We start from the raw sequence: 25386 nt of genomic DNA on the forward strand, positions 1-25386 counted from the left end.
ACCCCCCCCCCCTCCGCCGCCCCCCCCCACCGTGTTAAAAACCCCCCCGGCCCCGGCGGGGGCGGGGGCGGCGCGCCGCCCCCCCCCCCCCCGGCACCGTCACGCACTCCTGCGGCGGGGCGTCCGCACGCCGTCATCTCTCCCCGTCGAGCGTCTCCAGTACGTCGTCGTCATCGGCGCCCAGGTCCTCGTCGAAGACGGAGCTGACGTCGAAGCGGCACACCACCCGCTGCGGATCGGTCTGGTCGAACGGCGCGGACAGCCACTCCCCGGGCTCGGCCGTCTCGTCCGCGGCGACCACCCACAGCGTCGAGTCGCCCTCCTCCAGGCCGAACTCCTTGTGCCGGGTGGCGATCTCGTCCGGTTCGAACTCCCCGAAGAGCACGCCCAGCGCCGCGTGCACGCTGCTGCCGACCACGCCGGACACCGTTCCCGTACCGCCGTTGACCGCCCTGGCCTCGGCCGCGGCGTCGGCGGCCGACTCGGGGTCGAGGTCGGCGATCCGCTGCGCCTGCGACAGCAGCCGCTGTGGTTCGACCACCGCGTAGTCGCGCCGGATCAGCACGCTCAGAGCGCTGGGCTCGTCCGGGCCCGCGTAGGCGGGCAGCGCGTCGTTCCCGGGGATCTCGAAGGGAGTGACCTCGTCATAGGTGTCGTACAGCAGCTCGTCGTACGCCTCAGCCGCCGCGGCGAGTTCGTCGAACGCGGCATAGACGGCCGGGTCGTCCTGGCCCGAGCGGTGTTCGACCGCGTCGAGGTGACGGTCCAGCGCGGCTTTGACCGCCTCGGCGGCGGCACGTACCTCGGCAGCGGAAGGCTGCGCAGCATCAGACATAGTGCAGACGCTATCCGTACCGGGGCGGGTCCCGCACAATAGATGCGATGCCGGAATACGAATTCTGCGATGTGTATGTGCCACGGGGGGTCTCCCGCAAGGCCGCCACACGCCTGCTGACCGACCATGCCGAGTACGGACACTGGGAGTTGGACCGCCTGCGCCTGAACCCCGACGGCAGCCGCCGCGTACGGCTGCGCCGCCGCATCATCCGCCAGATCCGGGCGACCTGGTGAGCGGCCACGCCCGCCACGGCACGGGCCGCCCCACGTGACGGCCGCCCCCGGGCCCGCCGCCCGCACCCGAAGGTCCCTGATACGACAGAGCGGGCCCCGCCGGCGCGGGGCCCGCTCTGTCGTACCGGCCGGTCCGGCCGGTCGGGCCGGCGCCGGCCCGTGCGGAACGGCCGCGGACCGTCAGGCCCGTGCGGACCGTGCGCGGCGGTAGAGCACCGCACCGCCGATCAGCAGGCCCGCGCTCGCCGGCAGCGCGATGCCGAGCGCACCCGCACCGGTCTGGGCGAGGTGCTCCCCGTCCGCGGGCGGGGTGACGATCTGCGTACGCGGCGTCGACTCCTCCTTCTGGGCCTGCGGCGCGCGCTCCTGTACGGCACCCGCCGTGTCCGTGGTGTGCGGCCGGTGGCCCCCGACGGGACCCGCCGGTTCGCCCGCGCGGTCCTCGGCCGGGGTGCCGGGGCCGCCCGGGGTGCCGGGGCCGCCCGGGGTGCCGGGGCCGCCCGGGGTGCTCGGGGTGCCCCCGTCGCCGGACGGCCGCGGGTCCTGCGGGCCGGGGTGGTGCGGCTTCGAGCCGTGGTCGGTGCCCGTGCCGGTGCCGTCCCCGTTGCTGCCGCCGTTGCCGGCGCAGCCGTTGGAGTTGACGGGGTTGCCGAGCCCGACGACCGACACGGAGTTCCCGCAGGCGTTGACGGGCGCGTGGATCGGCGCCTGTACGTGGTTGCCCGAGCCGACGCCGGGCGATCCCTGCGCCGTGCCCTGCGCGCCGGCCCCGCCGCCGCCCTTGGTGCCGTGGCTCCGGTCGCCGTGGGAACCGCCGCCGTTGACGCAGGTGTTTCCCATGGCCGGATTCAGCAGCCCGACGACGTTCGCGGAATTACCGCAGGCTTGCACCGGGATGTTCACGGGGATTTGGGCGGCATTGCCGGCCAACACCCCCGGGGAATGCGCGGCATTCCCCTGCGCACCGGAATCCGCGTGCGCGTAGCCGCCCGCGACGGCCAGCACACCGCTCGCTGCCGCCACCGTGATCAGGCCCTTTTTCGCGACCTGTCGCATAGGTTCGCTCTCCCCTGCCTTTGACCTTCCGAATGACCCGCGCGGCGCCTGGCGTCCGCGGGCCGGAACAACCGTCGGCTCCGGAGTGCATGGCGCGCACTCCGGAGCCGACCGGGACTACAGCCTTACGGGTTCAGGCACAGCGTCAGTCGTTGACGCAGGTGTTGCCAAAGGCGGGGTTCAGCAGCCCGATGATGTCAATCGTGTTGCCGCACAGGTTGATCGGCACGTGGATCGGCACCTGGATGGCGTTGCCCGAAATGACACCCGGGGAGTTCAGGGCCGCGCCCTGGGTCCCGGAGTCGGCAACGGCCAGGCCCGCGCCGGCGAGCACCAGACCGCCGGTGGCAGCCGCGGCAGCGACGACCTTCTTGATCATTATTCCTCCTTGTTGACAATGCGGTCCCAGCCGCGGACCGCACCCTCTGCAACGAGGAGAAGGTGATGAAGCTACGAGCCTATGACGCCATTCACCCGTTCCGGCTAAATACGCACGTCTGGCCGATTGGCCGGGCCCACGTGCGACGCCGGAGCCGGTAAGTACCGGTGGGCGGCGGGGTACTTCGCCTCAGCTCTGCTCGATGAACCGATCGAGCACCCGCGTCCCGAACTTCAGTCCGTCGACCGGCACCCGCTCGTCCACGCCGTGGAACATTCCGGCGAAGTCCAGCTCCGGCGGCAGCTTGAGCGGCGCGAATCCGAAGCACCGGATTCCGAGGTCGTCGAAGGACTTCGCGTCCGTACCGCCGGAGAGCATGTACGGGACGGCCCGCGCAATCGGGTCCTCGGCCTTCAGCGCCGACTGCATGGCCGCCACGAGGGCGCCGTCGAAACTGGTCTCCAGTGCCTTGTCGGCATGAATGTCCTCGCGCTTGACCCGCGGGCCGAGAATCCGGTCCAGGTCGGCGAGGAACTCCTCCTCGTGGCCGGGCAGGAAGCGGCCGTCGACGGCCGCGGTCGCCTGGCCCGGGATGACGTTGACCTTGTAGCCGGCGCCCAGTTGGGTCGGTGCCGCGGTGTTCTGCAGCGTGGCACCGATGATCTTGGCGATGCCGCCCAGCTTGGCGAGGGTCTCCTCCATGTCCTCCGGGTCCAGTTCGGTGCCCAGGGCGTCCGACAGCTCGTCGAGGAAGGACCGTACGGTCTTGGTCACCCGCACCGGGAACTTGTGCCGCCCCAGCCGCCCGACCGCCTCGCACAGCTCGGTGATCGCGTTGTCGCTGTTGGTCATCGACCCGTGGCCGGCGGTGCCGTCCACGGTCAGCCGCATCCAGTGCATGCCCTTCTGGGCCGTCTCGATCAGGTACAGCCGCAGGTTCTCGTTGACGGTGAACGAGAAACCGCCGACCTCGCCGATGGCCTCCGTCACCCCCTCGAAGACGTCCGGGTGCTTGTCGACGAGGTGCCGGGCCCCGTACACACCGCCCGCCTCCTCGTCGGCGAGGAAGGCCAGCACGATGTCGCGCGGCGGCTTGCGGCCGGTGCGCAGGCGGTCGCGGACGACGGCGAGCGTCATCGCGTCCATGTCCTTCATGTCGACCGCGCCACGCCCCCACACGCACCCGTCGGCGATCTCCCCCGAGAACGGGTGGTGGGTCCAGTCCTCCGCGTTGGCGGGCACCACGTCGGTGTGCCCGTGGATCAGCAGCGCGGGCCGCGACGGGTCCGCGCCCTCGATGCGGGCCACCGTCGAGGCGCGGCCCTTGTGCGACTCGATGATCTGCGGCTCCAGCCCGACCTCGGCGAGCTTGTCCGCCACGTACTCGGCGGCGGCCCGCTCACCGGGCCCGGAGTGGTCGCCGTAGTTGCTCGTATCGATCCTGATCAGGTCCCGGCACAGGTCGACGACCTCGTCCTCGCCGGTGACCGTACGGGCCGGCTGCGACTCGCTCACACTGCCTCCTCATGGTTCACGGCCGCGCCGTCCTCCCGAAGGGGCACGGACCGCGGCGGGGGTCCACGGCCATCCTCCCCCTCGGCGGCGCTGCGCCCAAGGCCGCAATACTCCCGACATGCGCTGGTCACAGGCGCGGCCCCGGCGCAGGACGGCCGTGATCGACCACCCCTGAACGTTTGCTATTGTTTTCCATGTCGGAACGGCCCAGGGGCCGCACCGGCAGACACCTGGTCCGGGTGGCGGAATGGCAGACGCGCTAGCTTGAGGTGCTAGTGCCCTTTATCGGGCGTGGGGGTTCAAGTCCCCCCTCGGACACCAGCTAAGACCCCACTTCACGTGGGGTTTTTCTGTGTCTCGGGCTGTGGCGTGACCAACCACGTGACCAACAGCCGAGCGATTCTCCTGGTCAGACCAGGGATGCCAGCCCGATACGGGCTGCACTGGAAGCGGCGAGCTACTTGGCTCCCTCGGCGCGTCGCCTGCCGTAGCGGGCCATGGTGTAGCCGGGCGAGTGGTGCCGGGCGTTGGCCGAGACCTCTACAGGGTTCTCGTGATTGTCCAGGTCGTTCGTAATTTTCGATGCCCGCCAGTCGTGCAGCCGGAAGTTCTCCGGCAGGTGCAGGCGGTTGCGGGCCGTCCGCCAGCGGGCGGAGACCCTCTCCGGGTCCTGGGGGCCGCCTGCCTCGCACCGGTACAGCTTGAAGCCGTCCCGGGCGAAGACCAACCCGTGATCCACCCACAGCGGGCCGAGTCGTTCCTTCTCGGCCTGCTGACACTCCCACTGCCACTTGAGGACGTTCATCAACGCTTGGTCCACATAGATGATCGCGTTGTCGTCGCCGTCCTTGGTGAGCTTGCGGAGCCGGTAGGTGTTGCCCTCTTCGACCACGACCCAGCCGAGTTCGATGGCGCAGTCGTCCCAGCGGATCAGGTCCCACATCCATCCCAGAACTTCGCTGCGACGGCATGAGATTGCCGCGTAGGAGGTCCACAGTGCGGCGTCCCGAAGACAGTGATGGGTCAGGCCGCCGCCACACACCCGGTTGCCGCACGGCTGCCAGATGTCCGGGGGAAACCGCCCCGTCTCATGGTCGTTGAGCGTGGGGAAATTCGGTTCAGCGGCCTTGATCTGCCGTTCGGTCGGCGGGTTGGCCGTGTGGGCCGGGTTCATCGAGAGGAGCTTTCTCGGACCAGTCACCGAATCGAGTGCAGCCGAAATGATGTTGTGGATGTGGCGGACGCTCTTGGGCCCAAGCGGCTTGTTCCCGTTCGCCTCCAGGGGCGTGTTCACCAAGAGCCGATAGAGGTCATCCAGCCGTTCGTCCGTCACCTCCGTCACCTCCGTCACCTTCTCCTTTCCTAAGTGGAGCTTGGTGTACAGCCGGATTTTCGGCTCGTACCCTACCTTGGTGGTGTCCTCTCCCAGGTGCTTGGCCAACCATCCGTCCATGAGTTGCCCCATGGTCATGTCCGATCGAGGAGTGAGGCTGCCTGCCTCGTGGCCACTGTGCCACTGAACGTGCCAAAACACTGGGTGTACAACAAATGGAAGCGTGAGCAGATTCCGTTTAAGAAGATCGGACAGAAACTCCGATGCCGTCCCAATGACCTTGATCGATGGATTGACCTACAGGCAGGCACATGAACGACTGACAGGAAACCTCTACTAGGCTCCGCGAGGCCGAGGCCTTTCGCATGACAGGAGATCGCTTGCAAGCAGCACCTTGATACATTGATGATCCCGAAATAAAGATTTATAAGCCGAGTCGGGGCCCTTGGTTTGGCGTTGCCCAGCCTTACGCCCACGAGATCGGCCAGGATTCCGCACTGAGTACCGAAGCCCGCCTGTTGCTGCTGGCCATCAGCCGAGCCGACCAGTACGGCCACGCCGAGTTCTCCGCAGGGGAGCTGGAACGCCTATTGGGGAAGGATCGGACGACGGCGGGGCGGACTCTCGGCAAGCTGCGACATTTCCGGGCTAGCCGCCAAGGAATCCACAGGCGGCTGTGTGTGGCTTGTATGGGAGTTCCGGGGTGGTGAACGGCGACGTACCCCAGGGGCGTACTCAGAACGCACAGAAGGGCGGTCGGCATGGCCCGCAGGACACCCACTCAGCGCATCGAGGCTGAGCTACTCGACAAATACGAGGCGGATGGAATTCGCCTATCGGGATTCGAGAAACGCTACGTGGAATCAGCGGCGCAGCATTTGGCGCAGGCTGAGCGCATGGACCGGCTCGTCAAGCAACAGGGCCGCATGATCGAGGGCGGAAACCGTCGGGGCGTGTTTGTCCTTCATCCGGGAATTGCCGAGGCGCGGCAATCGCGCGCACTCGCTGATGCAATGCTGAAAATGGTGCAGAAGCCTACGACGGCGCCAAGGGTCAGGAACACGCCCTCGCGCCGAGACTTGGGGGCGGCGTATGGCGGAGTGGATCGAAGAACCCGAAGACGACCGCGACCACGTAGAAGCTGCCATGCGTCGGTACGTGCGGTACCTCGGCATGACCACAGACGAGTACCTGGTCCACGTGCGCGGGCCGAGCGTCACGCCGGCCAGCACGGAGGGTGAGGGAAGCTGAGCCCCCCATGGTCGGGCGGGAGGGACGCTCGGCCGTTCTGCTGAGCAGCCCCGGACCTGCGGGCCGTAGCGAAGTGATAGCCCCGGCCCTGACAGGCCGGACCCTCTTTGCTGAGGGGCCTACCGCAGCGGACACATCAGTTCCGGCTCGGCCTGGTTCGGAGAACAGCACACCAGAGCCACAGACAGGAACGAGGGGCGTTCGAGGTGGAAGCCGTGGGAAACGTCCCCGCCCCAGCAGAGCCGTTCGGCAGCAGAGCTGACCAGTACCGCCAGCCGCGTCGTGTCGCGGTCCGACTCGGAGGCGAACCGGGGCGCGTACGCGGCGAGCTGTTCCCCGAGCCATTGGGCGGCCTCTTTCGGCTCGTCCCAGGTGCCTCGTACCAGCCTGCCGGGCTTGACGAGCCAGTAGGCCGTCTCCAGCGGCGGCAGGTCCACGACGGGAAACTCTGTCCGCACCTCTCGATAGCGTTCAACGAGCCGCTTCCCTGCGGTGTCGTCGTCACCCGCCGGAGCCGGGGGCGGGTCAGGGTGAGCAGGCCGCCGTAAAGCCTCCTCGTCGAACCGTTTCTTGGAGCCGGTCCACAGATAGCCGTGGTAGTGCAACTGGTGATCCTCGTCAGAGCAGCTGAAGACGGCCCCCGCCTCCCCAGAGAACGGAGGCCGCCGGTCAGGGAGCAGCTATTCAGGCCGAGAGGCCGAAGCGGGCCGGGTCGATACCGGCCGCGTCCAGCTCGGCAGTGGTGAACCTCAGCGGCTCCGCACCGGGCCGCTTGCTGTCGCCCAGCGCCCACGCATCGGGGCCGATCTTCGCCAGCGTGGCGCAGGACTCGCCGTCCGGGTGCGTGTTGCCCCCGCACGCCTTGGCGAATTGGGCGCCGTCGATGGGCAGGCTGTAAAGGTCGGTTCGGGACATGGGTGCGCCTTCCTGTGAGATCAGTGAAGGGGCAGGCTCAGAACGGGTACTGCTCCGGCTTCTGCACGTACACGACACCAGGAGCAAGAGCCGTCGCGGACTCCCGAAAGAGTTCGTCCAGCATCGACCTGGGACCGTCCCGCATGGCATTGGTCAGACTCTCGGCCAATAGAGCGGCCTCGGACGGAAGCAGGACCATTTCTGTGTCTGCCACATGCCGACCGTTCTTCGTCAACCACATCGGGACACGAATGTTCCCATCATCATCCCGGTACGCCTTACGGCTCGGAATCGGGTCCATCCGCCAACCCTGCGGGACTCCCTGCCTGTGGTTCTTCGGTTCGGACGGCATGGGTACATCTTCGGGCCGACAGGGCCACGGCTCCAGCAATATGCGCGTTGTCGAATAAAGATCATTGACGGCAGTGCGCCGCCCAGGCCGCTAGTTGCTCCCTGGCTTGTTCTCCAAAGAGTGCGTGTTCCTCATATTCGCTGAAGCGGCGAATCAGGTCATGCACATCGCGACTGTCGCGGAATACGATGACTCCGAGGTCAAGTTCAGCGGTCGCAAGTGTCTCGTCATAGACCGTGAACGTGTTCAAGGCCCCGGAAGCGAAGTAAACCCCCATGGGAATTACGCCGAGTCGAACGTTCGGCTGGTGAGTCAAAGACGCCAGGCGGTCAATCTGTATCGCTAGTTCATCAGGCGGAATGAGCGGGTACCTAACGGCCTGCTCGGTCAGAATGAATGTGAAGTGCTTGGATCGATCGAACAGCACTCGTTGCCTGTCCAGCTTCATTGCAACGGCTTTGGCCTGCTGCTCCGGAGGGGCCTGGGTCAGGCTGGCGCGGACGTACTCAGGTGTGGCCAAGAGCCCCGTGATCATTGAGAGAAGGAAGTACCGGAAGGTAGTTGATGACGCTTCGAGGCCAGCTAGCTGTACCTGCTTCTTGTCGAGTCCCTTTCTTCGGAGAGTCCTACCGTCCTGCCATTCAGTCTGAGCGATCCGGGCCAAGGCCATTACCTCAGCGGCTACGGCAGGAGAGGCTTCAAGACCCCGGAGGAGTTGTTCAACGTCCAGTAGTGAAGGGCGAGATTTGTTGCCCTCAATCCGACTGATCTTGGATTGGCTCATATTGCAACGCGCAGCAAGCCGGGCCCCTGAGAGCCCGGCTTGTTTGCGTAGCTGCTTGAGCATGGCCGCTAGTTCACGGCCCGACTGGTCTAGCTGGTCAGGCTCGATGGCCCCCGGTTCACGTACTCCCTGAACGGCACCGATTCCGCCAGCGCGATTCTCTGGTACTCGACGTACGGTGCGGGATCACCCTCGTACAGTTCCCGGCTGATCTGTGTCCCGTTCTCCTCGTAGTTCATGAGGACCACTTCGGACCGATCGAAAAGCCAGAAGTCCTGAACTCCTTCGAGAGGGTTGGGTCGGTCTGTCACATCGAGGATGCGGATATCGTCTCCGACGGCTTCGTGCACGTCGTAGTACATGAACTCAAACCGCAGATAGTCCGTCAGGGGCCGGGTGACGATGTGGACACGCCCCTTGGACCTTCCCTCAGCCCGGATTCTCCGTAGACCCTCCGTGTATCCGGAGGAATAGCCCTGTGGGTCGATCCGGTGCCCGGCAAGGAAGTCCCGGATATCTCCGTCCTCGCTCGGGACTCGGTACCAGGGAAGCGTTTCGAGCCTCCATGCTTCCTGCTTGAAGCCCTGGACCTTGGCGGTCCAGTCCTCACCATCCAAGAGCACGTACGGCCTCCTTCAGCACGCTCTCAGGGATACGAACGAGAGCTTCCTCGGCCGGAGGCTGGAAGGTGGCGTCGATGTCCCCTTGCACCACGATGGAGCCGTCAGAGGCTCGGTACACGTTTGGACAGTCGTCGTTGTTGCAGTTGCCGTTCCCGTTGCCGGTAAGCCGGGTCAGTTCCTCACGAGCCATGGCTACGAACCCCCTACTGCGGGCCCCTTGCGGGCCAGTCGTCACGACGGTACGAGCGGGGCGGGTGTGTCGTCTATGCAGGAACGCGACTATGCGCGTCATTGCATAAAGTCCTTGGCTGGGGCGGCGAGGAGGAGGCATGGGAGCGTGGCCGGGCCTGGAGTGAAGGAAGGTTGGTCACGTGACCAACGCATGACCAACAGCGGTCCGAAACGGCCCGAAACAGTGGGGATGCATGACCAACGGAGACTGTCAACCCTGTGGTGTGTTGGGGTTGTTTTCCCAGGTCAGCTAACTAATGGGCTGGTGCCCGAGTGGAGAGTTCAAGTCCCCCCTCGGACACCAGCGAAAACCCCAGTTCATCTGGGGTTTTCTGCGTTTGTGGGCGCCGGGACGGCAACGACGGAACCGAAACGCCCCTCCCCCGTCGCTGTCGCTCGTATCACCACCGTTGCGGGAACTGCGGGCGGACCGCTGCCAGTTCGACCGGCCGTTCGCGGTGGATTCCAGCACATACCGGACTGCGTTTCCCGGCGGCGGCCACACCCCTTGAGCCCCGAGCCGAAGCGATCGTGGACTGACGGCGTGCGCGACTGGCCGACGGGTGACAGCGGCTCATCGCGGCGGCGCCGCGCGACCGTGGTAACCGGCCGCCGTCGCGACGAGCTCCTCCTCATGCGGACACCCCCGTGGTCCGCGTGAGTGGACAAGAAAACTTCTCTGTCCATCTCTGCTAACGCGATCCGACGGTAAGTGCACGCAAGAGTCCTGTCAACTACGATGAGTTGGCACTCCCAGGCAGCTCACCCGGCGCACACACTAAGGAGACCTGATGTCGTCACTGGCCGGGAAGGTCGACAAGCTGTTCACCACCATCCGCGCGAACGGCCGCGAGTACACCTACGAGGAAGTGGCGCGCGGATGCAGCGAGCTGAGCGGCGGCACGTTCTCCAAGACCTACGTCTGGCAGCTGCGCACCGGCCAGCGCACCAACCCCACCAAGCGCCACCTGGAAGCCCTCGCGGCGTTCTTCCGGGTGCCGGTGGCCTACTTCTTCGACGACGACACCGCCGACCGCGTCGACTCCCAGCTCGCCCTCGCCTCCGCGATGGGCAACGCGGAGGTCCGCGACATCGCGCTGCGCGCCATGAGCATGGACGACTCCGGCCGCAAGTCCCTGGCCCGCATCATCCGCGAGGTCAGCATGATGCACGCCACCACCGGCGCGACGCGCGGCCGGCAGCCGAGCCGTTCGGCCGACGGCGAGGAGTAGTGCTCCGGATGCCTTTCCCCTGGCGTGACCGCCACGGCAGAGGGTCTACCGGGATGAAGGCCCTGCGCCGGCAGTGCCAGGAAAAGCTGGCTTCGTACGGGCTCCCCGCCTCCTACGACCTGCCGCTGCTCTGCGACCACCTGGCCCGGGTGCGGGACCGGGAGATCCAGCTGGTGCCGATGCCGATGGACACCTCGGGACCGTGCGGCCTGTGGCTGTCGTTCCCCGGCACGGACTACGTCGTCTACGAGGCCCACACCAGCCGCCACCACCAGGAACACATCATCGCCCACGAACTGGCCCACATGATCTGCGGCCACCACGGCGTCGGCGTCCCGGGGACCGACCCCGGCACGCTGCTCTTCCCGGACCTCGATCCGTCCCTCGTGCAGGACCTGCTGTACCGCGAGAACTACTCGGACGCCCAGGAACAGGAAGCGGAGGTCATGGCTTTTCTCCTCGGGGAGCGGCTGCGCGCCGGCCGGCGCGGGGGTGCGGCCGCACCGGACCCCGACAGTGCGCTGGGCCGTATCCACGGGTCGCTGAACTGGCGCCGTGAGGACGGTTCATGACCGGCATCACCCACATCCGGTATCCGATCGCCGCGCTCGCCTGCTGGATCGCGTTCGCCTACACCCTCGTACCGCTGCTGCGCGGGCACCGCCGCAACGCGGGGCTGATAGCGCTGTGCGCGTCCTTCGGGTGCCAGGGGATGTATCTGTCGATGTCCACGCCCGTCCGCTGGACGGGCACCCTGTTCGGCACGATCACCTGGTACAACGTGTCGGTCCAGCTGTGGATCATCGCGGTGCTCGCCTGCCAGCAGATCCTGCTGATCCACTGGATATATCCGCGGGCCGAGGCGCTGGTACGGGCCCGGCGACGGCTGCTGCTGCTCGCGGTGGTGCCGGTGACGATGGTGGTGCTGTTCTTCCTGGCGACCCTCCAGGGCCCGCCGCGCAACGTCTTCAAGCACCCCGGCGACCAGCCGTTCTTCGTCGCCTACCAGGCCGCCTACCTCACCGCGTTCGTGGTCGGCAAGGTCCTGGTGGCCCGCGCCTGCTGGCATTTCGCGAAGCTGACCGATCACGCGTGGGTGCGCCGCGGGCTGCGCATCGCGGCGGCCGGCGCGGCCATCGAGCTGGTCTATCCGGCCGGGCGGTACGCCGACGTCTTCCTGGCGCAGTACGGCTGGAACCCGCTGCGCTGGTCGGATGTGTCCCGTACGACGCTGACGGTGGGCATGGTCCTCAACATCGTCGGCTGGACCGCCCCGCTGTGGGGACCGCGGGTCTCCGCCGCGCGCGGCTGGCTGGCCGACTACCGCAGTTACCGGCGGCTGCGTCCGCTGTGGCTGGCTCTGCACCAGGCCCACCCGGAGATCTCGCTGCCGTCCAGCACCGGCAGCGACCTGTCGGCCCTGTACGACCTGCGGTTCCACCTGCACCGCCGGGTGATCGAGATCCGGGACGGCTGTCTGGCGCTGCGCGGGCACCACGGCGATCCGGGCGCGGTGCTGTCGCCGGGGCTGGGCGCCGCCGAGGAGCGGCACGCGGAGCTGGAGGCGGCGCACATCGCGGCGGCGCTGGCGGCCGGGCCGCGGCGGCCGGGGGCGGACGGTCCGGGCGGCGCCGCGGAGGACCTGCCGGGCCCGGACGAGGTGCCGGTGCCCGCGGCTGCGGGCGGGCCGGACTTCTCCGCCGACGTGGCGTGGCTGGTCAAGGTGTCCTGTGCGTTCGCGCGGGTCCGGCCCGCGGTGGCGCGGGCCGGACAGTAGCTCCGTACGGGCGGGTCAGCCGGCGAACGGCACGTTCTCCAGGCCCTGGGCGACGCCCGGCACGACGAAGAGGTTGCCGGCCTCCGGCTCGGCGTCCCCCAGGTCGCGGCGGGCCGAGGTGACGTAGAGGTCGGTCAGGTCCGGGCCGCCGAAGCCGCAGGCGGTGGTCAGCGAGGCGGGCAGGGTGATCTCGCGGTCCAGCCGTCCGTCCGGGGTGTAGCGGCGGACGGCTCCGCCGCGGAAGAGGGCCACCCAGACGCCGCCCGCGGTGTCGGTGCACATGCCGTCCGGTACGCCCGCGGTGTCCGTGATGTCCGCGAACAGGCGGCGGTTGACCGCCTTGCCGGTGTCGAGGTCGTAGTCGAAGACGTCGATACGGCGGGTGGGGGTGTCCACGTAGTACATCCGCGTCGCGTCGGGGCTCCAGGTGATGCCGTTGCTCAGCCGTATGCCGGTCGCCGCGGTGTGCGCGGTGCCGTCGGCGTCGATCCGCGCCAGCCAGCCCGGTGCGGTCTCGCCGGCGATGGTGCCCACCCACAGGCGGCCGCGGCCGTCGACGGACGCGTCGTTGCCGCGCACGCCCTCCTGGGACCACTCGTTGAGCCACCGGCGGGACCCGTCCGGTTCGGCCACCGCGACGCCGTCGCGCAGGCTCAGGACGAGACCGCCGCCCGCCCGGGGCAGCGCCGCCGCCACCGGCTGGTCGACGACGGTGACCGTGTCACTGCCGTCGGCCGGGCGGTAGCGGTGCACCCCGCCGTTGTTCATGTCCACCCACAGCAGCGTGCCGCTGGGGGCGTCCCAGGTGGGGCATTCGGCAAAGTGCGCCCGCAGGGCCAGGGCCACTTCAACACTCACAGTGCACATTCTCCTCGGAAACGGGGTCGCCGGCCTGGTCGCCGCTCCCGGGACCGGCCCGGGAACGGCGCGGTTCACGGCGTCAGTACGGGGCCGAGCGTGTCCATCAGTTCGGCGGTGCCGTCGCCGTCGAGGACGTCGACGACCGGCAGTCCCAGGAAGCGCAGGCTCGCCACGTTGTCCCGGCCGCGGGTGGCGACGGCGACGACGGGGGCCCCGCCCAGCTCCTCGACCATACGGATCTCGGCGCGCGGGTCGCCCACCGGCAGGTGCTCCCAGTGGTAGCGGTGCGAGCGGCGCGGATCGTGCACGAAGACGACGGCGTCGGGCTGGGAGCCCTGGAGGATCGCGGTGGCCAGGCCGCCGAAGGCGGGGTGCAGCACGGACGCCTGGCCCTTGATGATGAGCAGGTCGTGCCGGGGGTCGGCCTGCTGCACCAGGTGCTCGACGAGCCCGGCCGCCTGGAAGACGGGAGTGCGGTCGATGATCGCGCCTTCGGTGCAGCCGGCGAGCAGGCAGGTCTGGCCGGTGCCGACGTATCCGGAGTCGATGCCGCGTGCCCGCGCCTCCCGGTGCAGCTGGAGGGCGACGGTCCGCTTGCCCACGACGCAGTCGCTGCCCGCCACGTGCACGAGTTTGGCGCGGGTGCGCTTGAGGCGGCCGGAATACTTCGGCAGTTGGTCGTGCGGGCGCCGGACATCGACCAGTTGCTGGCCGTCCGCGGTCTTTTCGGCGAATTCCGTGTGGCGCAGCTGGAGGTGGAGGCAGGAAATGACGTGCAGGCCGTTGCGTACGGCGGTCGCGATCTGCTCCCACCAGAATTCCGGAAGGTCGCCCGGCTGCCGCGGCGCGTGCCGCACCTCGCCGTCCACCACCTCGACGTGGTCGGACTCGGTCATCGCCACGACCAGCGCCTCCGGCCCGAACCGCAGGGCCTCCTCCAGGGAGGAGACGACCGGCACACCGGTCCCGGGCACCACGGAGGCCGTGGTGCCGGACGGGTGCAGGCGGTCGACGACCGCCACGGTGTCGAGCACGGTGCTGTGCCGCAGCACGCCTTGTGCCGTCTTGCCTTCGAGACGCGCGAAAACCCCGTCGGCGAAGAGCACGGCGCGGAGCGGAAGCCGAGGAAACCCGGAAAGGACCATGTCCAAAACCCTACCCACCGGCACTCGGCCGTGGAATGTCGGAGCCGACGTCGACAAAGCCCCGTCGGCTCCCCGTCAGGTGGCCGTTCCCCGGAGCGCCCCTTGTCCGGCGAGGGTTTTCGACTCCATCAGGAACTCGGCGAGCGAGCCGTCGTGCGGCAGGCCGGGACGGGACCAGTGGGTGGGCACGGCACCCCAGTGGACGTTACGGATCTGCGGGCTCGCGGCGCATTCGCGTACCAGGCCGGCGTCCTCGCTCAGCACCGTGAGGGCCAGGGTCCGGCCGAGTCCGGCCGGGCGCAGGTCCGGCCGCCAGGGCGCCACGGCCGCGTACGGGAAGGGCAGTTCGGTACCGAAGTGCGGGTCCTGCGGACTGTCGAAGGCGACGACGACCGGCCGCAGGACGGCGCTGCCGTCGCCGAGGTCCGCGATGAACCGTGCGTCGGGGTCCGCGTCCGGGGCGGCCGCCAGGCGCGTACCGACGGTGTCCCGCAGCTGCCGCGCGAGGTGGCGGGCCTCGTCCAGCGGGCGGACGGGCAGGACGGCTTCGGGGTGGTCCGGTGGCAGCGACGGGAGGTCCGCGAGCCGTCCGGCGAGGGCCTGGGCGAGGCCGTGCGGGTCCTCCTCGCACAGGACGGCGCTGGCGTTGAGGCACTGCACCCCGGCGTCGGCGGCGACGGAGTCGGCGATGGTGTCCAGGTGGGTCCGCCAGGGCACGTCCCGGGTGATCAGGACCTTGGAGCGGCCGGGTCCTTGTGCGAGCACCCGCCGGCTGTCGGCGTAGCGGGCGACGACGGTGTCCCCGCCGTAGACCAGGCCGCGGTCGGCCTGCTCGACGACGGCGTCCGCGTGCTCGTGGGTGGTCGGCAGCAGCGCCGTGCAGGCGGGCGCCAGGCCGGCTTCGCGCAGGGCGCGGATCAGCCGGCGCGGGGTGAAGGGGTCGCGCTGGGAGGGGCGTACGGCGACGCGGTAGCCGAGGGCGAGGGCGCCCAGCCACTCCAGGTGGGTGGCCGGGTGGTTGCCGGGCGCCAGGACGCCGAGGACGTCCCCTTTGCGTACCCATACCGCCGTCGCGCCGGCTGTCGTCCGGCCCGCGACGGTCAGGCCGTCGAGGGGGACGGAGCCGGCGGGGCGCTGCGCGGTCAGGGTGTCCGCCGCGGCCCGGCCGGTCCGCGCCACCTTGTCGAGGGTGCGGCGGGCGACGGAGACGGGCAGCCCGGAGACCCGTGCCTGGCGGCGGCAGTACGCGTCGGGTGTCTCGCCGTCCAGGGTCGCCGTGGCGAACAGCTCCCCCGCCCGCGCGAGGGCCGCGAGGCGGTCCTCGGCGGGCTGTTCCGGCGCGGCGCGCAGCTCGTTGATCACCTGGCGGATCAGCAGGGGCGGCGCGAGGGACAGTTCGCCGGCCGGGCTGCCGGTGGCGTCGGTGAAGGTGGCGCGGTTGGCGGAGCGGTACGGGCCGCCGGGCCGCTCGACGGCGATGTCGTCGTCGGACGGGGCGGCCGGGTCCGGTTGGCCGGGCACGTCAGTACACCCCCTCGATGATCTTCGTCGCGCCGTCGGTGAACGGCCGGACGTCGGCGACGCCGTCGCCCGCGAAGCCTTCGACCGGCGCGACACGGATCGCGGTGTCCCGTTCGAGGACGTGCGGCAGCAGCACCTCGGGGCTGAGCTGGCGCATGCACACCCGGCCGCGCTCGCCGTACGCCACCTCGCGGGACAGGTCGTCCGGGTCGAGCAGGGACAGGTGGACGTAGGGGTGGAAGCTCTGGAAGACGCAGGGTTCGGTGTCGCCGGGCACGGCGGGCCGCTGGGGCGCCCCGCCCATCATCGTGTTCCCGTACAGGCCGCTGACGGCCGCTTCGGGGAAGACCTCGGCGGACAGCAGCCGGAGCGTTTCGGGGTCGATGGAGGTGCTGCCCCACACGATGCCGCGGACCTTGTCGCGGACGAGCCCGGCGAGCCGGGGGCGTTCGGCGATCGCCTCCAGGAGGGGCGGGGTCGCGTACAGCAGGGAGATGTGCTGCGAGGCGAGTACCCACTCGGCCTGGTCGAGGAGGTGGTCGACATAGCGCCGGGCGACGTCGGCGTGGCCGTCCTGGAGGCACCGGCGCACCCAGCGCGGGTCGAGGTCGACGGGGAAGAAGACGGCGCCGCGCAGCCGGGCGAGGCCGCGCAGGGCGTCGGCGACGACGTGCGGGCCGGTGGGGCCGAGGAAGAGCAGGTTGCCGTCGTGCGAGGGGAAGCCGTGCCGGTCGAGGACCTCGGACCACCAGCGGGTGTTGCGGTCCCACTGGCCGAGGTCGACGATCCGCTTCGGGGCGCCGGTGGTGCCGCCGCTCTCCCAGACCGAGGGCCGCCTGTCCAGGCCGCGCAGCCCGGCGGGCAGCAGGTCCTCGACCGGTACGTCCCGCCACTCCGCGCTGACGTCCGGGAAGCGGTTGAGGTCGGCGAGGGTGGTGATGTCCTTGAGCGGGTCGAAGGGCAGCGACGCGGCGCGCTCCACCCAGAAGCGGGAGCCGGTGGCGGGGTCGAAGTGCCATCGCATGGCCGCGGCCACGACGGCGTCGGTGGAGGGCAGTTCGTGCCAGGGCGTGCCGAGTACGGCATCCACGTCGCGCATCTTTCACCTCTTCGCTGGCTGGGTTCCTTCGGGTACGGGGGCGGCCCCGGGGTGTGCGGCCCCGGATGCCGGGCCCGTCCGACGGATCAACCGGATCATGGGATGTTTTTCCGTGCAATGCGGCCCGGGGCATTCCGGCTTGAAGCGAACGGGGGCTGTCCTGAACCATGTCCCCGCTGCTGGTCGCGGGGTGGCCGGTGCCGCCGGCCCCTGGACCGCGCGTTCCGCTTTCAGCCCGCCGGTCCGCCGGGGGCCGCAGTGTGTCTCAGGATGTGGTCGCGCGCAGGGCGAACATCAGCGGGATACGCGGTTCCTGCGGGGGCAGTCGCCACCAGCCGTTGTCCGCCTGCTCCATCGTCCCGAAGCGCTTCCAGGGCAGCAGGTCCGTCTCCCGCAGCAGGTCCACCGTCAGCCCGGCGCCCACCAGGGCGCCGACCGTCTCCCCGAGGCCGTGCCGCCACTCGTAGCTCGTCGTGGCGCTCTCCAGGGGCGGTCCGTCGGTGTACGTGTGCTCGACATCGCTGCGTATCGCGCCCCGGCCCGCCAGGTAGTCGTGCGTCAGCAGCAGTTCCGCGTCCTCCGGGGCCCGGCCCGGATCGGGTACGGCGCCGAGGGCGTTGAGCAGCGGGTGGAACTCGACCACGTACAGCATGCCGCCCGGCCGCAGCAGTCCGGCGACGACCTGGGCCCACCTGGGCAGGTCGGGCAGGTAGCAGAGCGCACCCTTGCCCGTGTAGACGACGTCGAAGCGGCGGCCGTCGAGTGCCTCGGCTGCCCGGTGCACATCGGCCTGGACGAACTCGATGTCGCGGCCGCTGTCGGCCGCCAGGCGGCGCGCGTGGGCCAGTGCGGCGGCGGAGAAGTCCAGGCCGACGGTGCGGGCCGCGCCCCGGTCGGCGAACGCCTGCGTCTCGGTGCCGAGATGGCACTGGAGGTGCAGGACATCGCGTCCCTCCAGGGGCCCGAGGTCGTCCCACTCGAAGGGGGCGAACCAGTCGGCGGCGGTCCGGGAGCCGTCCAGCCCGTAGAAGTCGCTGGCCACGTGCACGGGGGTGCGGGCGTCCCAGTTCTCCTGGTTGGCCCGCAGCATGGCGTCGGTGGTGGGAGCGCCGTCCCGGGGAGAGACGTCGGTCGGGGGAGACACGTTGTCCTGGGGAGGCACGTTGTTCTGAGTAGTCACAGGGGCCTGCCTACCCGGCGGCCCGCGGCCGGATGCCCGGAGGGGCCGCCGCGCGTCAGGCGCTCGGCGCCACCGTGCGTCTGACCGGGTGAGGAGGTGTGTGCGGTGTATCCACCGAAGAGCTTCGACATCGGCTGGCCGGACCTCGCGTACGGGCTGGCGGCCTGCGGACGGGACGGGGACGCCGACCGTTGGGCGGCCACCGTGGAACGGCGGTTCGGGGACGGGGGCACGAAGGGGCCGGAGTCCGCCGCGGGCAGCGGCGCGAACGGGTGGGAGCCCGCGGCGGGCGGGGGCGCGAACGGGTGCCTGGCGGCGCTCTCGGTGCGCAGTGCGCTGGACCTGGCGCTGGCCGCCGCGGCACTGCCGCGCGGCAGCGAAGTGCTGATGTCCGCCGTCACGATCCCCGACATGTGGCGGATCGTCGTCGGACACGGGCTGGTGCCGGTGCCGGTGGACGTCGACGCGGGCACGCTGCTGCCCGCCGCCGCGCAGTGGGCGGCAGCCGCCACCCCGCGGACGAGGGCCGTGGTCGTCGCCCATCTCTTCGGCACCCGGGCGCCGCTGGACTCCCTGGCGGAACTGGCCGCGCGGCGCGGCTGGCTGCTGGTCGAGGACTGCGCCCAGGCGTACGACGGCCCGGACTTCCGGGGCAGTCCCGGAGCGGATGTGTCGCTGTTCAGCTTCGGCCCGATCAAGACCGCCACAGCGCTGGGCGGCGCGGTGGCGGTCGTACGGAATCCGGGTCTGCTGGCGACGATGCGCGCGCTGCACCAGGAGTGGCCGGTGCAGGGACCAGGCGATCAGGCGCGGCGGATCGCCAAGTACACCGCGTTGGCGCTGCTCACGGCGCGGCCGGTCTACACGGGCGCGGTGACCGCCGCCGGGCTGCTGGGCCGCGATCACGAGGGCGGCCTCCAGGAGAGGGTGGGCGCCTTCGCCGGTACGGACCTCATGCCCGCGATCCGGCACCGGCCGGGCCCCGCGCTGCTCGCGCTGCTGGACCGGCGGCTGCGCGCCGCGGACACGGTGCGGGCGGTGGCGCGGCGGGCGGCGGTGGCGCGGCGGTTGGTGGTGCGGCTGCCGGACCCGTCGATGGTGTACGGCGCGGACGCGCCGGTGCACACGTTCTGGCTGTGTGCCGTGCCCACCCCGGACCCGGCCGCGACGATCGCACGCCTGCGGTCCGCGGGGTTCGACGCGGCGCGGCCCACCTCACTGGGCGCGGTACCGGCGCCGCCCGATCATCAGCAGGGCGCACGGACCGCGGCGCACCTCGTGCGCCACGCCGTGTGCCTGCCGCTGCGGCCCGGTATGCCGGACCGCGTACTGGACCGGATGGCGGCCGTGCTCGATCCGGAGGACTGGGGGCCTGCGCCCGGGCCGTGACGCCGGCCGGGCCGGGAATCGGGAGCAGTCGCGTCGCGGAGTCTCACGAAGGACGGGCCCCGGGCCGCCGGGCCCGGAACAGCACATGCCCCCCGTCCCCTTCCGGTACGAACTCCTCGCCCTCCGGCGTGAGCCCGGCCGCGGTGATCCACTTCCGGTAGGTGTCGGCGCCGGGGTGGCTCCACCACATGGTGGCGCCGGCGCCGAGCCAGTTGTCCTCGGTGCCCGTCCAGGGCCCGTGCCCGGCGATCGCGAGCAGGCTGCCGCCGGGGCGCAGCCAGCGGGCGACGCGGGACAGCAGGAGCGGCTGTTCGGCGAGCGGCAGGTGGATGAGCATGTAGAGGCAGACGACGGCGTCGAAGGACGCGGCGGGGAAGTCGGTCGCGGCGGCGTCGGCGCGGTGGAAGGTGGCGTTCGGCACCAGGGCGCGGGCCCGCCGGACCTGCACGTCGCTGAGGTCCACACCGGTCACGGCGTGTCCGGCGGCGCTCAGCGACCGCGCCACGGGGACACCGCACCCGCACCCCAGGTCGAGTACGTCGGCGCCGTCCGGCAGCCGGTCCAGCAGGTCGGCGATCCAGGGCGCGTACGCGTCGTCGTCGTCGGCGCGGTAGGCGTGGGAGGCCGCGTCGTAGCCGCGCCGGACCACTTCCTTGGGGTCTTCCGGGGCGCCGGTGGGTGAGCCGGGGGTTCCAGGAGCGTCGGAGAACGTCACAGGCACCGAAGGTAGGGCGCCGTCACGGCAGCGGACGAACGGTTTTCCGGTACACGGAGCGCAGCAGCTGGGACTTGGCCGGGCCGCCCACGCGCCAGCGCAGGTGCCACTCCCCCGGCGAGACGACGGTGAACTCGCCCTGGTAGAGGTCGGCGGCGCAGGGGTGGCGGGTGGTCCAGTGGCCGGTGCGCAGGTCGAGGTCGTGGAAGGGCCGTCCGTCGGCGAAGGTGACGTCGGCGGTGCCGTCCGGGCGCGGGCACAGCCGCAGGGTGCGGGTGGCCGGGGTGGTGGCGCCGTTCCAGGTCAGCTCGCCCTCCTCGACGTGCAGCAGCACACCGGGAGCGGCCCCGTCACCGGGGCCTTCGGGCCGGAAGTGCGCCGTGCCGCGGAAGGTCCCCTGCGTGCCGGTACGGACGTCGAGCACGGTGCGGTCGACGGTCCACCACCCGGCCAGGAACTCCGCGGTGTCCGGGACCGCGTACGGGCCGGGGGCGGTCGCGGCGTCGGGCTGTGTCGGCATGGCGCCATTGTCCCCGGTGGCGGCTTCCCCGCGTCGGCCGGGCCGGGCCGGGCCGCGGGGAATTGCGGTGCGTCCGGGCGTGCCCGGTCAGTAGGGTGCCGCGGGGCCGGGGGGCCTTCCGGTCCGGACGGCGGAGCGTACGAGGAGACGGTGTGAGCACAGTGGGCGGCGGGTCCGGGACGCGCCGGGCGCGGCAGGTGCTGGTCTTTGATGCCGACGACACGTTGTGGGAGAACAACGTGATCTTCGAGCGGGTCATCGAGGAGTTCCTGACCTGGCTGGACCACCCGGAGCTGGGCCGGGACGGCGTACGGGCCCTGCTGGACGAGATCGAGGCGGCCAACGCCGTGGTGCACGGCTACGGCAGCAAGGTGTTCCTGCGCAGCCTCGGCGAGTGTGTGCGGCGGGTGCGCCGGCGCGAGGCCAGCGAGGCGGAGCTGACCCGGATCGCGGGCTGGGCGCGGGCCTTCGAGGCGGACGAGGTGGAGCTGATCCCCGGGGTCGCCGAGACGCTGGCGGAGCTGGCGGGGCGCCACCGGCTGCTGATGCTGACGAAGGGCGAAGCGGCGGAGCAGCGCCGGAAGGTGGACGCGTCGCGGCTGGCCCGTCACTTCCGCGGGGTGCACATCGTGCCGGAGAAGAACGTCGGCACGTACGAGGACCTGGTCCGGACGTGCGCGCTGACGCCGTCGGTGACCTGGATGATCGGCAACTCCCCCAAGTCGGACATCCTGCCGGCCCGGGAGGCGGGCCTGAACGCGGTGTTCATCCCGAACGACAACACGTGGGTGCTGGAGCACAGCGTGCTGGACCCGGGCGACGAGAAGGTGCTCCATCTGGAGACGTTCGCCGATCTGCTGCGGCATTTCTGAGCGGCGGGCGGCGGGAAGGGAGCGGCCGGCGGTGACGGGGTCGGCCGGAGCGGTGGGCGGGGCCGGTGAGGGGCGGCGCGCGGTGGTGCTGCTGCCGTGCGCCGCCCGGGGTGGTCACATCGGGTCGGTGTCCTTCAGTTCGCCGTCGTCCAGCGCGAGCCGGCGGGTGACGCCGATCTCGCGCAGGAACGTCACGTCGTGGCTGACCACGATCAGGGCGCCCCGGTAGGCGTCCAGGGCGGTGACGAGCTGGCGTATCGAGGCCAAGTCGAGGTTGTTCGTCGGCTCGTCGAGCATCAGGAGCTGGGGTGCGGGCTCGGCCAGCATCAGGGCCGCGAGGGTCGCGCGAAAGCGCTCGCCCCCGGAGAGCGTGCCGGCCTGCTGGTCCGCGCGGGCGCCCTTGAACAGGAAGCGCGCCAGGCGGGCGCGTATCCGGTTGTCGGTGGCGTCCGGCGCGAAGCGGGCGACGTTCTCGGCGACGGTCAGCGCGTCGTCCAGGACGTCCAGCCGCTGCGGCAGGAAGCGGTGCGGTACGTGGATCTCCGCCGTGCCCTCCTCGGGCGGGATCTCGCCCGCCAGCGTCCGCAGCAGCGTGGTCTTGCCGCAGCCGTTGCGGCCGGTCAGCGCGATCCGTTCCGGGCCGCGCAGCTCGATGTCGGCGCGTGCCCCGTAGCGGGCGCGCAGGGCCCGCAGGGTCAGTACGCCGCGGCCCGGCGGCACCTCGGTGTGCGGCAGGTCGACGCGGATCTCGTCGTCGTCCCGTACCGCTTCGGCGGCCTCGCCCAGCCGCTCCCTGGCCTCCTTGAGTTTCCCGGTGTGCATGATCCGGTGTTTGCCCGCCGAGATCTCGGCCGCGGCCTTGCGCCCATTCATGATGATCTTCGGCTCGCGCTTCTGGACGTACATCTTGTGGGCGTACCGGGCCCGGCGCGCCAGCTTCACGTGCGCGTCGGCCAGTTCGCGCTTCTGGCGGACCACGTCGGCCTCGGCGACCCGCACCATCCGCTCGGCCGCCTCCTGTTCGACGGCGAGGGCCTGTTCGTACGCGGTGAAGTTGCCGCCGTACCAGTGGACCTCGCCGCCGCGCAGGTCGGCGATCCGGTCGACCAGGTCGAGCAGTTCGCGGTCGTGGCTCACGACGATCATGACGCCGGGCCAGCCCGCGACGGCCGCGTAGAGCCTGCGGCGGGCGGCCAGGTCGAGGTTGTTGGTCGGCTCGTCCAGCAGCAGCACGTCGGGGCGGCGCAGCAGCAGGGCGGCCAGCCGGAGCAGGACGGACTCGCCGCCGGAGACCTCGCCTATGGTGCGGTCGAGGTCGATGGTGTGCAGGCCGAGCTGGTCGAGGGATGCGCGGGCGCGTTCCTCGACGTCCCAGTCGTCGCCCACGGCGGTGAAGTTGGCTTCACTGGCGTCTCCATTCTCGATGGCGTGCAGGGCGGCCCGGATATCGGCGATGCCGAGGGCCGCGTCGACCCGCAGGTCGGTGTCCAGGGCGGCGTTCTGCGGCAGGTAGCCGACCTCGCCGGCCACCTTGAGCGTCCCTTCGCAGGGGTGCAGCTCTTTGGCGAAGAGCTTCAACAGGGTTGATTTCCCGGCGCCGTTGAGGCCGATCAGGCCGGTGCGGCCGGGGCCGACGGCGAGGTCGAAGTCCTCCAGGACGCGGGTGCCGTCGGGCCAGGCGAAGCCGAGGCCGGCGCAGACGACGGAGGCGGCGGCAGCGGGGGAAGAGAGGGACATACAGGTCTCCTGGATGCGCGGTGAAGGGGCGGGGAACAGCGCGGGAGACACCGCGAGGAGGTCCACGGGAGCCGGGACGGCGGCACCGGACGGTGGGCCGGGGCGAAGGCGGGCCGGATCAGCGGATCGCCGAGGTCGCGGACAGGGGCGCACGGCGGGTGCCGACGCGCGGTTCGCGCTGTCGCACCTCGCGCCGTGGGCGCGGCGTCTCAGGACCTCAGACGAGCAACGGCCTTCTCCTGTCGGCGGCAATGGGGCCGAGAAGAACGGTACGGGGGCCGCCACGAAAACGCAAACGCTATTTTGGTTGCGTTTGCAGTCGCTCCCACGGAGCCCGCCGCCGTCGGCCCTCGCGGCGCCCACCGCCGTCGGGCCCGGCGAGGCTCCCCGGCCCGCCCGGCCGTCAGTCCACCGGCCGCAGCCGCACCCGCGCCGGCCCGGCCGCCTGCAAGGTGATCCCGGCGGTCAGCGGCACCTCCCGGTCGACCGCCGTCAGCTCGTACGAGCGCAGCAGGACCGCCGCCGCCAGCACGGATTCCAGCATCGAGAAGTGCTGCCCGATGCAGGCGCGCGGGCCGCCGCCGAACGGGAACCACGCATAGCGGTGGCGCGCCGCCTCGCGCTCCGGCGTGAACCGCAGCGGGTCGAAGCGCTCCGGGTCCTCCCACAGGCCGGGGTGGCGGTGGGTCACCCAGGGCGAGACGATCACGTCCGCGCCGTCCGGTATCCGGTACCCGCCGATCTCGGTGGCCGCCACACCGCGCCGGCTGACCACCGGCGCCGCCGGATACAGCCGCATGGCCTCCTTGAGGGCCCTCGTCAGCCGCGGCAGCCGGTCCAGGTCGGCGGCCTCGGGGTCGCGTCCGCCCAGTACGGCGTGGATCTCCTCCCGTACCGGGGTCTGCTCCTCGGGGTGGCGGGCGAGCAGGTGGAGGGTGAAGGCCAGGGACGTCGCGGTCGTCTCGTGGCCGGCGAGCAGGAAGACCAGGACCTGTTCGCGGATCTCGGTGGCGTCCAGGCCGCCGTCCGCCGCGTCGCCGGCGCGGCTGAGGAGCGAGAGGAGGTCCGCGCCGTCGTCGTCACCGGGCTCCCCGCCGGCCCGGCGCGCGGCGACGATACGGTCGCACACCGCGTTCAGCTCGGCCGTCGCGGCGGCTGCCCTGCGGTTGCCGGGCGTGGGCCAGTGGCGCGGCGGGTTGCGGGGTGAGAAGCCGCGCCGCACCACGTACTTGTTGATCACGGGGAAGCAGCGGTGCACGGTGGCGACCGCGGCCTCCACGTCCGTGCCGAACAGGATGCGGGAGACCGTGCGCAGCGCCAGCCGGTTCATCTCGCCCACCAGGTCGACGGTGCCGCCGGGCGGGGTCCGCCAGCGTTCGGCGACGGCCTGCGCCTCCGATGCCACGGCCGCCGCGTAGCCGTCCACCCGGCGCTTGGTGAACAGCGGCTGCACGACCCGGCGTTGCCGCAGGTAGTCGGCGTCCTGGCTGGTCAGCAGGCCGTTGCCGAAGGACTGCCGGACCTCTTCGTAGAACGGGTGGTCCTTGCGGAAGTTCGCGGCCTCGGACGCCAGGACCTGCTGGCTGCCCTCGGGCGAGAACACCCCGTGGAAGACGCTGCGCAGGCCGGGCGGTCCGGCCACGAAGCGGACCACGTCGCCGTGTTCGCGCCGGGCGCGCGCGAACGTGTCGAGCGTGGACCGCCGCAGGTCGAACATCGAGCCCAGGAACGGGACTCCGGTGGGCCCCGGTATCGCCGGGGCGGTGTGTCGGGTGGAGGTCATGAGGCCGATCCCTACCCCGCGCCCGCCCCACGTAGCATGGGCCGA

The 25386-nt window shown here is 70.8% G+C and carries 26 protein-coding genes and 1 tRNA gene; 7 read left to right on the forward strand and 20 right to left on the reverse strand.

Translation table 11 applies throughout. From position 1 onward, the window contains the following. Positions 1-133 precede the first annotated feature (133 nt). On the reverse strand, positions 134-835 hold the full coding sequence (locus tag ACFV57_RS18040; RefSeq protein ID WP_385232552.1) for a hypothetical protein: 702 nt from the start codon (positions 833-835) through the stop codon (positions 134-136). A 47-nt stretch (positions 836-882) separates the two neighbouring features. Here ACFV57_RS18040 and ACFV57_RS18045 point away from each other — a divergent pair, with 47 nt between their 5' ends. Next, positions 883-1071 (forward strand): DUF5703 family protein, encoded by a 189-nt coding sequence (locus ACFV57_RS18045; protein WP_003986762.1) that lies wholly within the window; start codon positions 883-885, stop codon positions 1069-1071. A 180-nt stretch (positions 1072-1251) separates the two neighbouring features. Here the strand turns inward: ACFV57_RS18045 and ACFV57_RS18050 are convergent, their stop codons facing one another. The 3 genes from ACFV57_RS18050 to ACFV57_RS18060 form a co-directional block, all read right to left on the reverse strand. Beyond that, the gene (locus ACFV57_RS18050; RefSeq protein ID WP_385232556.1) at positions 1252-2127 is read right to left on the reverse strand and encodes a chaplin; all 876 of its coding nucleotides are present in this window, start codon (positions 2125-2127) and stop codon (positions 1252-1254) included. Positions 2128-2272: 145 nt separating this feature from the next. Then, positions 2273-2506: a chaplin gene (locus ACFV57_RS18055; protein WP_385232559.1), complete on the reverse strand. Its 234-nt coding sequence runs from the start codon at positions 2504-2506 to the stop codon at positions 2273-2275. 189 nt (positions 2507-2695) lie between these two features. Next, a complete protein-coding gene (locus ACFV57_RS18060) occupies positions 2696-4021 on the reverse strand; it encodes a M20/M25/M40 family metallo-hydrolase (RefSeq protein WP_385232562.1) in 1326 nt (441 codons plus the stop codon). A gap of 233 nt (positions 4022-4254) precedes the next feature. On the opposite strand from ACFV57_RS18060, the gene ACFV57_RS18065 reads away from it, so the two are divergent. Further along, a tRNA-Leu gene (locus ACFV57_RS18065) sits at positions 4255-4342 on the forward strand. A 136-nt stretch (positions 4343-4478) separates the two neighbouring features. Here the strand turns inward: ACFV57_RS18065 and ACFV57_RS18070 are convergent. The 7 genes from ACFV57_RS18070 to ACFV57_RS18100 form a co-directional block, all read right to left on the reverse strand. Next, entirely contained in the window at positions 4479-5462 is a 984-nt protein-coding gene (locus ACFV57_RS18070; RefSeq protein ID WP_385232564.1) for a hypothetical protein, read from the reverse strand. A gap of 1262 nt (positions 5463-6724) precedes the next feature. Further along, positions 6725-7210 (reverse strand): hypothetical protein, encoded by a 486-nt coding sequence (locus ACFV57_RS18075; RefSeq protein ID WP_385232567.1) that lies wholly within the window; start codon positions 7208-7210, stop codon positions 6725-6727. 79 nt (positions 7211-7289) lie between these two features. Further along, positions 7290-7520, reverse strand: a complete 231-nt coding sequence (locus tag ACFV57_RS18080; protein WP_385232570.1) for a DUF397 domain-containing protein — start codon at positions 7518-7520, stop codon at positions 7290-7292. A 37-nt stretch (positions 7521-7557) separates the two neighbouring features. Beyond that, on the reverse strand, positions 7558-7734 hold the full coding sequence (locus ACFV57_RS18085) for a hypothetical protein (RefSeq protein ID WP_385232573.1): 177 nt from the start codon (positions 7732-7734) through the stop codon (positions 7558-7560). A 199-nt stretch (positions 7735-7933) separates the two neighbouring features. Further along, positions 7934-8719: a Scr1 family TA system antitoxin-like transcriptional regulator gene (locus ACFV57_RS18090; protein ID WP_385232576.1), complete on the reverse strand. Its 786-nt coding sequence runs from the start codon at positions 8717-8719 to the stop codon at positions 7934-7936. 26 nt (positions 8720-8745) lie between these two features. Continuing rightward, positions 8746-9279: a DUF6879 family protein gene (locus tag ACFV57_RS18095; protein WP_385232579.1), complete on the reverse strand. Its 534-nt coding sequence runs from the start codon at positions 9277-9279 to the stop codon at positions 8746-8748. Beyond that, positions 9263-9469: a hypothetical protein gene (locus tag ACFV57_RS18100; RefSeq protein ID WP_385232582.1), complete on the reverse strand. Its 207-nt coding sequence runs from the start codon at positions 9467-9469 to the stop codon at positions 9263-9265. Before ACFV57_RS18100 ends, ACFV57_RS18095 begins: the two co-directional genes overlap by 17 nt. Before the next feature lie 832 nt (positions 9470-10301). Between ACFV57_RS18100 and ACFV57_RS18105 the strand changes: the two genes are divergently transcribed. The 3 genes from ACFV57_RS18105 to ACFV57_RS18115 are packed head-to-tail and all read left to right on the forward strand — an operon-like array spanning position 10302 to position 12519. Beyond that, positions 10302-10742 (forward strand): XRE family transcriptional regulator, encoded by a 441-nt coding sequence (locus ACFV57_RS18105; RefSeq protein WP_385232585.1) that lies wholly within the window; start codon positions 10302-10304, stop codon positions 10740-10742. Positions 10743-10795: 53 nt separating this feature from the next. Then, a complete protein-coding gene (locus ACFV57_RS18110) occupies positions 10796-11314 on the forward strand; it encodes a toxin (protein ID WP_385232588.1) in 519 nt (172 codons plus the stop codon). Continuing rightward, on the forward strand, positions 11311-12519 hold the full coding sequence (locus ACFV57_RS18115; RefSeq protein ID WP_385232591.1) for an MAB_1171c family putative transporter: 1209 nt from the start codon (positions 11311-11313) through the stop codon (positions 12517-12519). Before ACFV57_RS18110 ends, ACFV57_RS18115 begins: the two co-directional genes overlap by 4 nt. Before the next feature lie 15 nt (positions 12520-12534). Here ACFV57_RS18115 and ACFV57_RS18120 read toward each other — a convergent pair whose 3' ends face one another. The 5 genes from ACFV57_RS18120 to ACFV57_RS18140 form a co-directional block, all read right to left on the reverse strand. Beyond that, positions 12535-13386 carry an SMP-30/gluconolactonase/LRE family protein gene (locus tag ACFV57_RS18120; protein WP_385232594.1) on the reverse strand — a complete coding sequence of 284 codons (852 nt, stop codon included), beginning with the start codon at positions 13384-13386 and terminating at the stop codon, positions 12535-12537. A gap of 65 nt (positions 13387-13451) precedes the next feature. Further along, complete coding sequence (locus tag ACFV57_RS18125; RefSeq protein WP_385232597.1) at positions 13452-14486, reverse strand: DUF1611 domain-containing protein; 1035 nt, start codon at positions 14484-14486, stop codon at positions 13452-13454. Positions 14487-14600: 114 nt separating this feature from the next. Beyond that, complete coding sequence (locus ACFV57_RS18130) at positions 14601-16046, reverse strand: aldehyde dehydrogenase family protein (RefSeq protein ID WP_385232600.1); 1446 nt, start codon at positions 16044-16046, stop codon at positions 14601-14603. 1 nt (position 16047) lies between these two features. Further along, positions 16048-17145, reverse strand: a complete 1098-nt coding sequence (locus ACFV57_RS18135; protein WP_385232603.1) for a phenazine biosynthesis protein — start codon at positions 17143-17145, stop codon at positions 16048-16050. A 265-nt stretch (positions 17146-17410) separates the two neighbouring features. Continuing rightward, positions 17411-18235 (reverse strand): class I SAM-dependent methyltransferase, encoded by an 825-nt coding sequence (locus tag ACFV57_RS18140; protein WP_385232987.1) that lies wholly within the window; start codon positions 18233-18235, stop codon positions 17411-17413. A 195-nt stretch (positions 18236-18430) separates the two neighbouring features. Between ACFV57_RS18140 and ACFV57_RS18145 the strand changes: the two genes are divergently transcribed. Then, positions 18431-19714 carry a DegT/DnrJ/EryC1/StrS family aminotransferase gene (locus tag ACFV57_RS18145; protein ID WP_385232606.1) on the forward strand — a complete coding sequence of 428 codons (1284 nt, stop codon included), beginning with the start codon at positions 18431-18433 and terminating at the stop codon, positions 19712-19714. 43 nt (positions 19715-19757) lie between these two features. Here ACFV57_RS18145 and ACFV57_RS18150 read toward each other — a convergent pair whose 3' ends face one another. Both ACFV57_RS18150 and ACFV57_RS18155 read right to left on the reverse strand, forming a co-directional pair. Continuing rightward, positions 19758-20429, reverse strand: coding sequence for a class I SAM-dependent methyltransferase (locus ACFV57_RS18150; protein ID WP_385232609.1), 672 nt, complete (start codon positions 20427-20429; stop codon positions 19758-19760). Positions 20430-20451: 22 nt separating this feature from the next. Further along, positions 20452-20949 (reverse strand): DUF6314 family protein, encoded by a 498-nt coding sequence (locus ACFV57_RS18155; RefSeq protein WP_385232612.1) that lies wholly within the window; start codon positions 20947-20949, stop codon positions 20452-20454. 152 nt (positions 20950-21101) lie between these two features. Here ACFV57_RS18155 and ACFV57_RS18160 point away from each other — a divergent pair, with 152 nt between their 5' ends. After that, entirely contained in the window at positions 21102-21821 is a 720-nt protein-coding gene (locus ACFV57_RS18160; protein ID WP_385232615.1) for an HAD family hydrolase, read from the forward strand. 114 nt (positions 21822-21935) lie between these two features. On the opposite strand, the gene ACFV57_RS18165 is transcribed toward ACFV57_RS18160, so the two are convergent. Together ACFV57_RS18165 and ACFV57_RS18170 are read right to left on the reverse strand one after the other, a co-directional pair. Beyond that, entirely contained in the window at positions 21936-23558 is a 1623-nt protein-coding gene (locus tag ACFV57_RS18165) for an ABC-F family ATP-binding cassette domain-containing protein (protein ID WP_385232618.1), read from the reverse strand. 403 nt (positions 23559-23961) lie between these two features. Beyond that, the gene (locus ACFV57_RS18170) at positions 23962-25341 is read right to left on the reverse strand and encodes a cytochrome P450 (RefSeq protein WP_385232621.1); all 1380 of its coding nucleotides are present in this window, start codon (positions 25339-25341) and stop codon (positions 23962-23964) included. Positions 25342-25386: the final 45 nt, after the last annotated feature.

It is taken from the genome of Streptomyces sp. NPDC059788 (assembly GCF_042732265.1).
Classification (GTDB): Bacteria; Actinomycetota; Actinomycetes; order Streptomycetales; family Streptomycetaceae; genus Streptomyces.

Excerpts from the sequence above, each read along its gene's own strand:
- ACFV57_RS18040 (WP_385232552.1), bottom strand. The coding sequence starts at position 835 with ATGTCTGATGCTGCGCAGCCTTCCGCTGCCGAGGTACGTGCCGCCGCC.
- ACFV57_RS18045 (WP_003986762.1), top strand. The coding sequence starts at position 883 with ATGCCGGAATACGAATTCTGCGATGTGTATGTGCCACGGGGGGTCTCC.
- ACFV57_RS18050 (WP_385232556.1), bottom strand. The coding sequence starts at position 2,127 with ATGCGACAGGTCGCGAAAAAGGGCCTGATCACGGTGGCGGCAGCGAGC.
- ACFV57_RS18055 (WP_385232559.1), bottom strand. The coding sequence starts at position 2,506 with ATGATCAAGAAGGTCGTCGCTGCCGCGGCTGCCACCGGCGGTCTGGTG.
- ACFV57_RS18080 (WP_385232570.1), bottom strand. The coding sequence starts at position 7,520 with ATGTCCCGAACCGACCTTTACAGCCTGCCCATCGACGGCGCCCAATTC.
- ACFV57_RS18090 (WP_385232576.1), bottom strand. The coding sequence starts at position 8,719 with ATGCTCAAGCAGCTACGCAAACAAGCCGGGCTCTCAGGGGCCCGGCTT.
- ACFV57_RS18100 (WP_385232582.1), bottom strand. The coding sequence starts at position 9,469 with ATGGCTCGTGAGGAACTGACCCGGCTTACCGGCAACGGGAACGGCAAC.
- ACFV57_RS18105 (WP_385232585.1), top strand. The coding sequence starts at position 10,302 with ATGTCGTCACTGGCCGGGAAGGTCGACAAGCTGTTCACCACCATCCGC.
- ACFV57_RS18110 (WP_385232588.1), top strand. The coding sequence starts at position 10,796 with ATGAAGGCCCTGCGCCGGCAGTGCCAGGAAAAGCTGGCTTCGTACGGG.
- ACFV57_RS18115 (WP_385232591.1), top strand. The coding sequence starts at position 11,311 with ATGACCGGCATCACCCACATCCGGTATCCGATCGCCGCGCTCGCCTGC.
- ACFV57_RS18120 (WP_385232594.1), bottom strand. The coding sequence starts at position 13,386 with ATGTGCACTGTGAGTGTTGAAGTGGCCCTGGCCCTGCGGGCGCACTTT.
- ACFV57_RS18135 (WP_385232603.1), bottom strand. The coding sequence starts at position 17,145 with ATGCGCGACGTGGATGCCGTACTCGGCACGCCCTGGCACGAACTGCCC.
- ACFV57_RS18140 (WP_385232987.1), bottom strand. The coding sequence starts at position 18,235 with ATGCTGCGGGCCAACCAGGAGAACTGGGACGCCCGCACCCCCGTGCAC.
- ACFV57_RS18155 (WP_385232612.1), bottom strand. The coding sequence starts at position 20,949 with ATGCCGACACAGCCCGACGCCGCGACCGCCCCCGGCCCGTACGCGGTC.
- ACFV57_RS18165 (WP_385232618.1), bottom strand. The coding sequence starts at position 23,558 with ATGTCCCTCTCTTCCCCCGCTGCCGCCGCCTCCGTCGTCTGCGCCGGC.
- ACFV57_RS18170 (WP_385232621.1), bottom strand. The coding sequence starts at position 25,341 with ATGACCTCCACCCGACACACCGCCCCGGCGATACCGGGGCCCACCGGA.